Raw genomic sequence first — 13,087 nt, 5'->3', positions numbered from 1 at the left:
CGTGCGGCTCAAGTGCATCAAGTTGGCGGGGTTCAAGTCCTTCGTCGACCCGACCACGGTGAACTTCCCCAGTAACATGGCGGCGGTGGTCGGCCCCAACGGTTGCGGCAAGTCGAACATCATCGACGCCGTGCGCTGGGTGATGGGCGAGAGCTCAGCCAAGAACTTGCGCGGCGAGTCGATGACCGACGTCATCTTCAACGGCTCCACCAGTCGCAAACCGGTCAGCCAGGCGAGCATCGAATTGGTGTTCGACAACTCCGACGGCACCCTGATCGGCGAGTATGCGGCTTATGCGGAGATTTCCATTCGTCGCAAAGTGACCCGCGACAGCCAGAACAGTTATTTCCTCAACGGCGCCAAGTGCCGGCGTCGCGACATCACCGATATTTTCCTCGGTACCGGCCTGGGCCCGCGCAGCTACTCGATCATCGAACAGGGCATGATCTCCAAGCTGATCGAAGCCAAGCCCGAGGACTTGCGCAACTTCATCGAAGAGGCTGCGGGAATCTCCAAATACAAGGAGCGGCGCCGCGAAACCGAAAACCGCATTCGCCGCACCCACGAAAACCTGGCGCGCCTGACCGACCTGCGCGAAGAGCTCGAACGTCAGCTCGAACGTCTGCATCGCCAGGCCGAGGCCGCGAAGAAGTACCAGGAATACAAGGGCGAGGAGCGCCAGCTCAAGGCCCAGCTTTCGGCCCTGCGCTGGCAGGCGTTGAACGAGCAGGTCGGCCAGCGTGAAGCGATCATCGGCAACCAGGAAGTCAGCTTCGAAGCCCTGGTGGCCGAGCAGCGTAATGCGGACGCCGCCATCGAGCGCCTGCGCGATGGCCATCATGACCTGTCCGAGCGCTTCAATCTGGTGCAGGGACGCTTCTATTCCGTGGGGGGCGACATCGCCCGGGTCGAGCAGAGCATCCAGCATGGGCAGCAACGGCTGCGGCAGTTGCAGGATGATTTGAAGGAAGCCGAGCGGGCGCGCCTGGAAACCGAATCGCACCTGGGCCACGACCGTACCTTGCTGCTGACCCTCGGCGAAGAGCTGGACAGGCTCACGCCGGAGCAGGAAATCACCAGTGCCGCCGCCGAAGAGGCCGCCGCGGCCCTGGAAGAAGCCGAACTGACCATGCATGGCTGGCAAGAGCAGTGGGACAGTTTCAACCTGGCCTCGGCCGAGCCGCGGCGCCAGGCTGAAGTCCAGCAGTCGCGCATCCAGCAGTTGGAAACCAGCATGGAGCGCCTGGCCGAACGTCAGCGCCGCCTGTCCGAAGAGCGCGCCTTGCTCGCGGCGGACCCGGAAGACGCAGCGATCCTGGAACTGAGCGAACAACTGGCGACCAGCGAAGCCACCCTCGAAGACCTGCAGGCCAGCGAAGACGCCCAGGTCGAACGCCTTGAGCAACTGCGCCAGGCCTTGCAATTGGCCTTGCAGAACCAGCAGCAGGGCCAGGGTGAGTTGCAGCGGCTCAATGGGCGCCTGGCTTCGCTGGAGGCTTTGCAGCAAGCGGCGCTGGACCCGGGCACCGGCACCGCCGAATGGCTGCGCGACCAGCACCTGGCCGAGCGTCCGCGGTTGGCCGAGGGGCTGAAGGTCGATGCCGGTTGGGAGCTGGCGGTGGAAACCGTGCTGGGGGCCGACCTGCAAGCGGTACTGGTGGATGACTTCGGCGGCTTCGACCTGTCGGGCTTCACCCAGGGCGACCTGCGCCTGCTCAGCCCGGCTGGCGACGGAGTGCGAATGCCCGGCAGCTTGCTGGACAAGGTCGAGGCCCAGGTGGACCTGTCGCCCTGGCTGGGACAGGTCAAGCCGGTGGACAGCCTTGAGCAGGCCTTGGCCCTGCGCGGGCAATTGGTGGCCGGCGAAAGCCTGATCAGTCGTGACGGGTATTGGGTCGGCCGGCATTTCCTGCGAGTGCGCCGGGCCAGCGAAGCCGAGAGCGGCATGCTCGCCCGTGGCCAGGAAATCCAGCGCCTGGGCGCCGAACGCGAAGAGCGCGAAGCCAGCGTCGAAGCCCTGGAAACCGAATTGCAAAACCTGCGGGCGCAACAGCGTCAACAGGAAAACGGCCGCGAACACCTGCGGCGGCTGTTGCAGGATGAGGCGCGCCAGCAAGGCGAGCTCAAGGCGCAGTTGTCGGCCGGCAAGGCCAAGGTCGAGCAACTGGCGCTGCGTCGCACCCGCCTGGAAGAAGAAATCGCCGAACTGGGCGAGCAGCGGGCGCTGGAGCACGAACAGATCGGCGAGGCGCGCTTGCAACTGCAAGAAGCCCTCGATGCCATGGCGCTGGACACCGAGCAGCGTGAACTGCTGCTGGCCCAGCGCGACAGTTTGCGTGAGCGCCTGGATCGGGTGCGCCAGGAAGCACGCCAGCACAAGGACCACGCCCATCAGTTGGCGGTGCGCCTGGGCTCGCTCAAGGCTCAATACGATTCCACGCGCCAGGCCTTGGAACGGCTGGAAATGCAGTCCGAACGCCTGACCGAGAAACGCGAGCAGTTGAGCCTCAATCTGGAGGAGGGCGAGGCACCTTTGGAAGAGCTGCGCCTCAAGCTCGAAGAGTTGCTCGACAAGCGCATGAGTGTCGACGAAGAGCTCAAGACGGCGCAGATCGCCCTGGAGGACGCCGACCGCGAACTGCGTGACGCCGAGAAGCGCCGCAGCCAGGCCGAGCAGCAATCCCAACTGATCCGCGGCCAGATGGAACAGCAGCGCATGGAATGGCAAGCCCTGACGGTGCGGCGCAAAGCCTTGCAGGACCAATTGCTGGAAGACGGCTACGACCTCGACGGCGTGCTCGCCACCCTGGTGGCCGGGGCGAACGAGAAAGACGCCGAGGAAGAGCTGGAGCGCATTGCCCAGCGTATCCAGCGCCTGGGGGCAATCAACCTGGCGGCCATCGACGAGTACCAGCAGCAGTCCGAGCGCAAGCGCTACCTGGACGCCCAGAACGATGACCTGGTGGAAGCCCTGGAGACCCTGGAAAACGTCATCCGCAAGATCGACAAGGAAACCCGCAACCGCTTCAAGGATACCTTTGATCAGATCAACGGTGGTTTGCAGGCCCTTTTTCCAAAAGTTTTCGGTGGCGGCAGCGCCTATTTGGAACTGACGGGCGAAGATTTACTCGATACAGGGGTGACAATCATGGCGCGTCCTCCCGGCAAGAAGAACAGCACCATCCATTTGCTCTCCGGTGGCGAAAAGGCACTGACCGCGTTGGCTCTGGTCTTTGCCATCTTCAAATTGAACCCGGCGCCGTTCTGCATGCTCGACGAGGTCGACGCGCCACTGGACGACGCCAACGTAGGCCGTTACGCACGGCTGGTGAAGGAAATGTCTGAAACGGTGCAGTTTATCTACATCACCCACAACAAGATCGCCATGGAAATGGCTGATCAGTTGATGGGGGTGACCATGCATGAGCCCGGCTGTTCGCGACTGGTGGCAGTGGATGTGGAGGAGGCCATGGCCATGGTGGATGCCTGAACAACCGGTTGTAGGGCTTCTACTTCGAACGCTGTAGGTATTTTTTACTCGGGGGGTTGATGTTCAATTCACAGATTGGGCACAAGCCTATGCGACAGACGGTGTAAAGTTATCTTTGGTCGTGCTAGTTTAATGTCAATTTTTCGTATGCGTGGGCAAAACGCCATTCAGAACATAGAGTTGGCGCCACGTTTTAAAGCGGTTTGCAAATAGCTAAGCCCCTTATTTTTCAGCATTTTTATAGAGGCACGGGATTACATGGAAATCGGTCTGCGCGAGTGGCTGATCGTCATCGGCATCATTGTCATTGCCGGTATTCTTTTCGACGGCTGGCGTCGTATGCGCGGCGGCAAGGGGAAACTGAAGTTTCGCCTGGATCGCAGCCTGTCGAACCTGCCCGATGAGGATGACAGCGCCGAACTGCTGGGCCCGCCGCGGGTGCTGGACACCCACAAGGAGCCGCAACTGGACGAGCACGACTTGCCGTCGATGAGCGCCCCTGTCCGCGAGCCACGGGAGTCGGGTTCCAAGCGCGGCAAGCGCAACAGCGAGCCGTCCCAGGGGGATTTGAACCTGAACCTCGACCTGGATGGTGGGCCGAGCTTCAGCAGTCGCGACGGCGACTTCCCGGACGAGACCAAGACCCCGAGCGTCGACAAGGACCAGGCCCAGGCTGAAGAAGTGCTGGTGATCAGCGTGATCTGCCGCGACCCGGCCGGCTTCAAGGGGCCGGCGTTGCTGCAGAACATCCTCGAAAGCGGCCTGCGTTTCGGCGAGATGGACATTTTCCACCGCCACGAAAGCATGGCCGGTAATGGCGAGGTGTTGTTCTCCATGGCCAATGCGGTCAAGCCCGGTGTGTTCGACCTCGATGACATCGATCATTTCAGCACGCCAGCGGTGAGCTTCTTTCTCGGCCTGCCGGGCCCGCGTCATCCCAAGCAGGCCTTCGACGTGATGGTGGCCGCGGCTCGCAAGCTGTCCCAGGAACTCAATGGCGAGCTCAAGGATGACCAGCGCAGCGTGCTGACCGCCCAGACCATCGAGCACTACCGCCAGCGCATCGTCGAATTCGAGCGCCGGGCGCTGACCCAGAAGCGCTGAGGCCAAGATCGCTGGCCTGTAGGAGCTGCCGAAGGCTGCGATCTTTTGATCTTTCGCTTGAGATTCAAGTGTCAGGGGAAAGATCGCAGCCTCGTTGCACTCGTCAGCTCCTACAGTTCCTACACGCGATCAAAGTATTGAGAATGAGCAGCCCAGGCTGCTCTTTTGCTTTATGAGAGAACACCCATGAACGCAGTCGAAACCCGCATCCAACAGCTGCGCACAGAGTTGGACCAGCACAACTACCGCTACCACGTCCTCGATGAGCCAAGCATCCCCGATGCCGAGTACGACCGCCTGTTCCACGAGCTCAAGGCCCTGGAAGAGCAACATCCGGACCTGGTCACCAGCGACTCCCCGACCCAACGGGTCGGCAGCGTGGCGCTGTCGGCGTTCAGCCAGGTGCGCCACGAGATCCCGATGCTCAGCCTGGGCAACGCCTTCGACGAAACCACCATGCGTGAATTCGACCGGCGGGTGACCGAAGGTCTCGACCTGCCCATGGGCGACTTGCTGGGCGGTGGCGCGGCGGTGGAGTACAGCTGCGAGCCGAAGCTCGATGGGCTGGCGGTCAGCCTGTTGTATCAGGACGGCATGCTGGTGCGCGGCGCCACACGCGGTGACGGCGCCACGGGCGAGGACATCAGCGTCAATGTGCGCACCGTGCGCAACATTCCCCTCAAGTTGCAGGGCACTGGCTGGCCACCGCTGCTGGAAGTGCGCGGCGAGGTGTACATGTCCAAGGCCGGCTTCGAGCGCCTCAACGCTACGCAGTTGGAGGCGGGCGGCAAGACGTTTGCCAACCCGCGCAACGCGGCGGCCGGCAGCCTGCGTCAGCTCGATTCCAGGATCACGGCCAACCGGCCCCTGGAGTTCTGTTGCTACGGCATCGGCCAGGTGACATCGGACATCGCCGACACCCACATCGGTAACCTCAAGCAACTCAAGGCCTGGGGCCTGCCCATCAGCCGTGAGTTGAAGCTGGCCCACGGTATCGATGAATGCCTGGATTACTACCGCGACATCGGCGAGCGGCGCAACGCGTTGCCCTACGAGATCGACGGTGTGGTGTTCAAGGTCAACAGCATCGCTTCCCAGCGCGAGCTCGGTTTCCGCGCCCGGGAACCGCGTTGGGCCATCGCCCACAAGTTTCCCGCCACTGAAGAACTCACCGAACTGCTGGACGTCGAGTTCCAGGTCGGCCGCACGGGCGCGGTGACTCCGGTGGCCCGCCTCAAACCGGTGAAAGTCGCCGGCGTGACCGTGGCCAACGCCACCCTGCATAACATGGACGAAGTGGCGCGCCTGGGCGTGATGATCGGCGACACCGTGATCATCCGCCGTGCCGGGGATGTGATCCCGCAGGTGGTGCAGGTCGTCACCGAGCGCCGTCCGGAAAACGCCCGCCCGGTGGAGGTGCCCCAGCAATGTCCCGTCTGCGGCTCCCACGTCGAGCGCACGCAATTGATCAAGCGCAGCAAGGGCCGCGAAACCGTCAGTGAAGGCGCGGTGTACCGCTGTGTCGGTCGCCTGGCCTGTGGCGCCCAACTCAAGCAGGCGATCATTCACTTCGTCTCGCGTCGGGCCATGGACATCGAGGGCCTGGGCGAGAAGAGCGTCGAGCAACTGGTGGATGAGGGACTGGTGGGTTCGCCTGCCGATCTGTATGCCTTGACCTTCGAACAGGTGGTCGACCTGGAAGGCTTCGCCGAGCTGTCGAGCAAGAACCTGCTGGCCGCCATCGTCGACAGCAAAAAGCCTAGCCTGGCGCGTTTCATCTATGCCCTTGGCATCCCGGACGTGGGCGAAGAGACCGCCAAGGTCCTGGCCCGCTCCCTCGGTTCGCTGGAGCGCGTGCAGGCGGCCTTGCCCCAGGTGCTCACGTACTTGCCGGACGTCGGTCTGGAAGTCGCCCACGAGATCCACAGCTTCTTTGAAGACCCGCACAACCGCCAGGTGATCAAGGACTTGCTGCGCCATGGCCTCGAGATCCAGGACCAGGGCGAGTTGGGCGCCGAGTTCTCCGCCAGCACCACCCTGGGTGGCTTTCTCGACAAGTTGCACATTCCTTCGGTGGGGCCGGGCGGGGCGCAGAAACTGGCGGACAAGTTCGGCTCGCTCGAAGGCGTGATGAACGCCGATTGGCTGGACATGCGCCAGGCGCTGCCGGAAAAGCAGGCCAACGCCGTACGGGAGTTCTTCGCCATCGCCGCCAACCGTCAGCAGGCAGAAGCGGCGCAACAGCAGTTGCGCGATTTCGGTATGCACTGGCAAAGCGAGAAGAAAGTCGTCGAAGGCTTGCCCGAGGCCGGGCATACCTGGGTGCTGACCGGTTCGCTGGAGCTGATGAGTCGTGACGTTGCCAAGGACAAGCTGGAGAGTCTGGGGGCGAAGGTGGCCGGTTCCGTGTCGGCGAAAACCCATTGCGTGGTGGCCGGGCCGGGGGCGGGTTCGAAATTGACCAAGGCAAACGAGCTGGGGCTCAAGGTGCTCGACGAAGCGGCGTTCGTGGCTTTTTTGAGTCAGCATGGCATCACGGTTCAATCGTGAAGGCACCCTCTGTGGCGAGGAAGCTTGCTTCCTCGCCACGGTTTATTCGGTGTTGTGACGCAGTGCGGGGGAACGATCCGACACGGAGCATGATCTAGTCTTGCAGGCTCCAGGGAGAGATCGCCATGTACCGCTTCTTCGAACAATTGAGTTCACGCATCGCCGCGCCGTTCATGGGCGACCGGTCGCGCAACAGCAAGGTGTGGCCGTGTCGTTGCGGCCAGTCCCTGTTTTTTCGCAACAGCCAATGCCTGGCCTGCCTGGCGGCCCTGGGGTATCAACCCGAGCAGAGTCGCCTGTCGTCCTTGCAACCCGGTGAGCAGCCCGACACCTGGACGCTGGATGCCGACCCGCAAGCCGGGCTGTTCCGCCGTTGCGCCAATCTCGACACCCCGGCAGCCTGCAATTGGCTACTGCCGGACAACGGGCGCGATACCCTGTGCATTGCCTGCAGCCTGAACCGCACCATCCCCGACCTGTCGATTCCGGAAAACCCTGAGCGCTGGCGCAAGGTCGAGACCGCCAAGCGTCGGCTGGTCGCGCAACTGATTACCTTTGGCTTGCCGGTCATCCCGAAAGCCGTCGACGAAAATATCGGCCTGGCTTTCGACTTCATCGGTGTCGACCCCGACGGCAAATCGCCGATGACCGGCCATGCCAGCGGGTTGATCACCCTCGACATCAAAGAGGCGGACGATGCCCATCGTGAGTACGTGCGCCAGCAGATGCGCGAGCCGTATCGCACCTTGCTCGGGCATTTTCGTCATGAGGTGGGGCATTACTACTGGGATCGACTGATTGCCAACAGCCACTGGCTCGAGGCGTTTCGCGAGTTGTTCGGTGATGAGCGCGCCAGCTATGCCGAAGCCCTGGAGCGCCACTACCAGCAAGGTGCGCCGCTGGATTGGCAAACCCGCTACGTCAGTGCCTACGCCACCATGCACCCTTGGGAAGACTGGGCGGAAACCTGGGCCCATTACCTGCACATGATGGACGCGGTAGACACCGCCCTGGGCTTCGGCATGAGTGCCCGGGAAATGGATTTCGACTACCAGCCGTTCCCGCCCGAGACCTTGTACGACCCCGAACACACTGGCGGCGCGGCTTTCCTCTCGTTCGTCAACGCCTGGATCGAACTGGCTGGCATGCTCAACGAATTGTCCCGCAGCATGGGCCAGCCGGATTTCTACCCGTTCGTCGTGCCGGCGGCGGTGATCACCAAACTGCATTTCATCCATCTGGTGATCCAGGAAGAGGGCGGTCGGGCGGATGAGGTGTTGTTGTAGTCTTCTGTGGCGGCAGCTTGCAACCCTGTTGACGCGCAGATCCCCCTGTGGGAGCGAGCTCGCTCGCGATAGCGCCAGGTCAGCTTGCAATCATGCCGGATGTGTCGACTTCATCGCAGACACGCTTTGTTCCATAGCAAGTGCTTGAACATCTTCAGTTTTTTAATCCGCCGCGAACGGTTGTAACTTCTTGCCAGATAGGTACAATGGCGCGGCTCGCCGTCAGGCGGGCGTCGTTATGGTGACCCCATCGGTCCCCCCGCAACGATTACCCGTGAACCTGGTCAGATCCGGAAGGAAGCAGCCACAGCGGGAACATTGTGTGCCGGGGTGTGGCTGGTGGGGGCACCACCTATCTCTAAGTCCTTGATTCTACAAGGATTTGTCAGTCAAAAATCTCGAAGTGTGACAGCGTTTAGGTACACCTAAGTGGTGCACCGTACCAATCTAATCGCCTTTATCCGCCTTCCAATGCGCTTTTGCAAAACACTCGAAGCAATCGTGTTTTAGTGGCTATTTGATATCATCCTGTTTGTGGATCATGTGGCACTGGATCGCGGATTGGTCATTCTTCACGATCAGCGTGGGCATCCGTTGCCATAGATCATTTTGATCTGCTATATGGTGAGCAGCTTTGGCTCCTATCCTCATGCTGGGCGATTGCTCGTTATGGCTCAACAGATGTCTGCCAAATCAGTTCGCGGATTGGGCTGACCACAATCGTTCCGAAAAATTGAGCTTGACCTAGGTGGATGAATTTTCAGATTGGTAATCAAGGAATAGATATGTTCTTGCGAAAGGTTGATTCTGGCGGTAGAACCATTGTACACAGCGCTAATATAAGGTTGGATCGTATTAAGTTTGTAGGTTTCCAATCTTCTGATAGAACAGCAGAAGTTCATTTTTCAAAAGATTCTGCTTCGGTCATTTATGGCGATAATGGTTGTGGAAAAACCACCTTCTTAAAGCTGATATATGCTTTGCTTAATAAGGACTCTTTGGCCTTTCGTAAAGAGGGTGTGACAAGCGCGGAGGTGGATTTTCGCGTCGATGGCGGGCAGCTTCAGACAGTTTCGGTTGTCAGAGTTTCGCTGGATGAAGACGTTGACAATGGTGCCCAAGATGCACCTGAAATTGCTTATGATTGGTCTGAGCTATCAGAGTCATTACTTTCGGCGTCATCATCCTTATCGCTCGGTGTTGAGCGGGGCGTTACCACGTTAGCATCTCGGATTGAAGTGAGTGACGTAATTAGATATATGCAGAGTTCTAATATGCGAGAAATTTCGCGATTTCGAACTCAGGAGTTTGCGGAGGGGCTTGTTCTTCATCTTCGAAAGTATCAGTCCGTTAGGCAGAGAAATTCGCGTGATGATTTCGAATTGGATGATCAGCACGTATATTTACAAAACGTGAAAATGAGTAATATCGAAAACTTGCTTCTTGAACGCTATCGAGTAGCTAGGAATATTGCAACCACAAAAATTCAGAATGCCCTTTTTGATACTTTGGCAGTAGCGATTGAGCAAAGTCAGCAAGGTGTTAGCTCGTTTAAGGCTATGCCCGATAATTTTGGTGACTTGGTTCTTAAAAGCAAAGAGCGAATCATTGAGGCGTTGAAAGACGGTACGGAGAATAAATTTAAAAGTCATGTGATATCCGTGTTGGAGGGTTTCAAAAAAAAAGAGGATGTGCCTAACCTCACACAGAATAGAATTCTGTGTCAGCTCATTATAAACATGATTAGCGAGTTGCAAATTGAAAAGCAGCTGCTTAGTGCTATTAATGTGTTGGTGGATACGTTCAATGACTTCCTTATTGATGGCAAAGAACTGAAGATCACCAAGGATGAGCTTGCTATTGAGGTTGGCGGGAGTCACCATCCTATCGATGTTCTTTCGAGTGGTGAAAGGCATATCTTAACGTTTTTGGCACTGATTGTAGTGACCGGTCGCAATAAGGATTTTATCATTATTGATGAGCCTGAAATTTCTCTGAATATGAAGTGGCAGAGATCGCTTTTGGAGTTATTAAAGAGGATTGCACCGGATACGCAAATTATTGTGGCGTCTCATAGTCCTGCGATTGCTAAGCGACATCCATTGTCTCTGGTTGAGCTGAAGCCGGAGTTGAAGCCAGTGGCGCCAGAGTTATGGTAAGTCATCTTCCCGTAGGCTTGACTTTCGAGGCTGACGAGCTTCTTAACTCGGCAATCATGAATAAGCTACCTGTTATCATTGTGGAGGGGTGTGACGATGTCCCGATTTACGAACGCCTTGCTCTAGATATGGGGCGTGATTGTGAGGTCTATGCGAGCGAAAACATACTTTCTGGGACGGCAGGATGTAGCGGAGTTTTGGAGCATCTGACTACCATTCGAGATAATTCTGAAGGTATGGATATATCTCCGTATATATTGGGTGTAATTGATCGGGATGCGAGATATTATCGTGGGGAGGTTCCCGCCGATAATGCATTACTCGTTTTGGAGTTCTATTCTATTGAAACTCACTTTGTGAGTTCGGAGGCGGTACGCTTTCTCGTAGAGCGCACTACGCGGGCGACAGGCCATCTGACATCGGAGGCTGATGCTGCAATAATTTTTGACAGTATTAAGTCCGAGCTGGAGAAACTTAGGATCTTTTCTTTAGAGGCTTTGCGAAAAGCTTGTGATCAAGGTTATGATGCCTGTATTGGATATGGTGATAGAGTTCGAGCAGTATTGCGGTCAGGTCATGAAGAGGCTCTCCGAAGCAAAGAGGTCGATCTTGAAGCGTTTGGAGCCGCGATAGGGGTCGAGAGCGGATGGGGTGGTTTGCTGGCTATATGCAAAGGTAAGTGGCTTCTAGAAATTTTTATTGATGAGTTTAAGAAACAGGTCGCACTATTGCCTCAGCTTTGTGCGGATAGCTTAATCAGTCAGTGCCAGTCTTGCCTCAGGCAAGTGCATAAAAATTGTCTTTATAAGATGACCGCGAACTTTGATGTTACCCATTTGCAACAATTGCTCTTGCAGGACGTGGGTCAGCCTAGCTTTGACTATATTCGTGCTCGTTTCGAAGGCTTAGTCCATGCATGAGTTGATTCACCTTGCTAGTCTTCCGTTCTACGCATGAGACAGAATTTTTAAACTGTTTTTAGATTTAGGTTCTAGCGGCTCTGAATTTATTCCGAGCTGCTAAAACTTCTTTCTAGTATTAGCGTGTTAGCGTAACTCTGCGATAAATCGCCGTGTTACGAGTGTGATGCACGGGACGCGCTCCGTTCCAGGTTTCAGGAAATCTTGGTGTTATCAGCTTGCTTTGCATCTTTTGCATTCTTGGAGCGAAAATTTAGTACGTACTCCTTTCCCTTCAAGGTTAACTGCGGGGTACTTTGTCTGGTGGGTGATTCAGTTTTTTGAGTGTGCACAAATCCCATTGCCGCTAACTGCTCAATTATTACCTCAACTTGAAGCTGACTCATGCCGGAGCCCGTACTGAAAAGCAAAAGACTCGGGTGTATTCCTGTCTCCGCCATGCGTGCAATACTCTGCATAATATTAATGTGTGAGCGATTGAGTGGAGGGGGTTCGGGGTTTCTTAGTTTGTGAATTACATCTTCCGCTTTATGTAGCTCGAAGAAAAGATTGCTTGAGGTTCGATGGTAGTAGTCTACTGTCCAGAATGAATAAAGCAGCAGAGCCGCAAGCGCCATTACAGACCAATTTTGTAGTGGTGAGGTAAGCAGCTCCAGTCCCAAAACACTAGCAGCCAGCTTCTAACCGTCGCTAATAATGTTGTATCGAAGTAAGTGTCTAGCAGTTTTGTGGCCCCCCAAGCGGCAAGGAAGCTCCCGACCGAGTATGTCAAAGTCCTGAGAGTGAAGGGGGAGTGCTTGCCTTCCGCTGCCATGCTGCGTGTCTCCAATGTGGGAGGCAGATGTTATCAGTAAAGCGTGGGCAAAATGGCAAATTGGCATTAACACGTATGGCTACTGCTCGGGCTGTGATCCTGAGTGCGCTTGCTGCATCGGGCGTGCTTCTGTAATGATGCTGGCTATATGGTGTTACCCCTCAAGAAAGGACTCTGTATGAAACTTTCTGCATCATTGTTGTGCTTGCTCTCATTGCTGGCCTCTTCTGCGTTCGCGAGCGATTACCCCCAGAAGACACTTAAGCCCAATTCGGTGATCTGTTTCGACTTTAGTGATTGGAGGGAAATGCTCGCCGCCTATACCGATGACGATGAAGCGGGCGCTGATCGTTTGGTTTCTTCTGGTGCTTGCCGATTCATTACGAAGGCTACAAGAGTTAGCTACCTCGATCCTGCTGCTAGTGGCACTGGGGCACTGATTCAGCTTCCGAGCGGTAAGACTGCTTACACGGCTGACGGATTTCTCAAGAACTGAATAGTTCAAGCAGTGGCCAAAGCATTAGATGGTACGGGGAGGATGTGTTAGCGATGATCCGGTCCTTAGTGATATGCACAGCTCTCTCGCTTTTGGTTTCTGCTCAAGCTGCGGAATCGCCAGAGACGTTTGGCCCTACTGTTGCCGTGTATGGGCAAGGAGGAAAGAGCACCTGCGGGGGGGGGGCATCCGTTCGCTGAATACGCCGGAATACCTCAATTACTTTGAATACGCCGCTGGCTTCATAACCGGACAAAACATGGCGTTA

The 13,087-nt window shown here is 57.0% G+C and carries 8 protein-coding genes and 1 other RNA gene; 8 read left to right on the top strand and 1 reads right to left on the bottom strand.

The annotated features are described in order from the left end of the window. Nucleotide 1: 1 nt before the first annotated feature. The 7 genes from smc (at nt 2) to BLQ55_RS05145 (ending at nt 11,509) form a co-directional block, all read left to right on the top strand. The gene (gene smc / locus BLQ55_RS05175; RefSeq protein ID WP_092197436.1) at nt 2–3,490 is read left to right on the top strand and encodes a chromosome segregation protein SMC; all 3,489 of its coding nucleotides are present in this window, start codon (nt 2–4) and stop codon (nt 3,488–3,490) included. A 258-nt stretch (nt 3,491–3,748) separates the two neighbouring features. Then, the gene (gene zipA, locus BLQ55_RS05170; RefSeq protein ID WP_092197434.1) at nt 3,749–4,594 is read left to right on the top strand and encodes a cell division protein ZipA; all 846 of its coding nucleotides are present in this window, start codon (nt 3,749–3,751) and stop codon (nt 4,592–4,594) included. A 186-nt stretch (nt 4,595–4,780) separates the two neighbouring features. After that, nucleotides 4,781–7,144: an NAD-dependent DNA ligase LigA gene (gene ligA, locus BLQ55_RS05165; protein WP_092197432.1), complete on the top strand. Its 2,364-nt coding sequence runs from the start codon at nt 4,781–4,783 to the stop codon at nt 7,142–7,144. Nucleotides 7,145–7,269: 125 nt separating this feature from the next. Beyond that, nucleotides 7,270–8,430: a zinc-binding metallopeptidase family protein gene (locus tag BLQ55_RS05160; protein WP_092197430.1), complete on the top strand. Its 1,161-nt coding sequence runs from the start codon at nt 7,270–7,272 to the stop codon at nt 8,428–8,430. A 248-nt stretch (nt 8,431–8,678) separates the two neighbouring features. Continuing rightward, an RNA gene (ffs, locus tag BLQ55_RS05155) (signal recognition particle sRNA small type) lies at nt 8,679–8,775 on the top strand. Nucleotides 8,776–9,182: 407 nt separating this feature from the next. Further along, the gene (locus tag BLQ55_RS05150; RefSeq protein WP_092252749.1) at nt 9,183–10,589 is read left to right on the top strand and encodes an AAA family ATPase; all 1,407 of its coding nucleotides are present in this window, start codon (nt 9,183–9,185) and stop codon (nt 10,587–10,589) included. Continuing rightward, on the top strand, nt 10,583–11,509 hold the full coding sequence (locus BLQ55_RS05145) for a DUF4435 domain-containing protein (protein ID WP_092252747.1): 927 nt from the start codon (nt 10,583–10,585) through the stop codon (nt 11,507–11,509). Before BLQ55_RS05150 ends, BLQ55_RS05145 begins: the two co-directional genes overlap by 7 nt. A gap of 194 nt (nt 11,510–11,703) precedes the next feature. Here BLQ55_RS05145 and BLQ55_RS05140 read toward each other — a convergent pair whose 3' ends face one another. Continuing rightward, nucleotides 11,704–12,171 carry a hypothetical protein gene (locus BLQ55_RS05140; RefSeq protein ID WP_143011695.1) on the bottom strand — a complete coding sequence of 156 codons (468 nt, stop codon included), beginning with the start codon at nt 12,169–12,171 and terminating at the stop codon, nt 11,704–11,706. 330 nt (nt 12,172–12,501) lie between these two features. Between BLQ55_RS05140 and BLQ55_RS05130 the strand changes: the two genes are divergently transcribed. Beyond that, the gene (locus BLQ55_RS05130; protein ID WP_092253025.1) at nt 12,502–12,819 is read left to right on the top strand and encodes a hypothetical protein; all 318 of its coding nucleotides are present in this window, start codon (nt 12,502–12,504) and stop codon (nt 12,817–12,819) included. Nucleotides 12,820–13,087: the final 268 nt, after the last annotated feature.

Source organism: Pseudomonas sp. NFACC13-1 (assembly GCF_900104425.1).
In the GTDB taxonomy this organism is placed as follows: Bacteria; Pseudomonadota; Gammaproteobacteria; order Pseudomonadales; family Pseudomonadaceae; genus Aquipseudomonas; species Aquipseudomonas fluorescens_AA.
The sequence above is the reverse complement of the archived record's forward strand: the minus strand, read 5'-3'. Positions and strand labels throughout refer to the sequence as shown.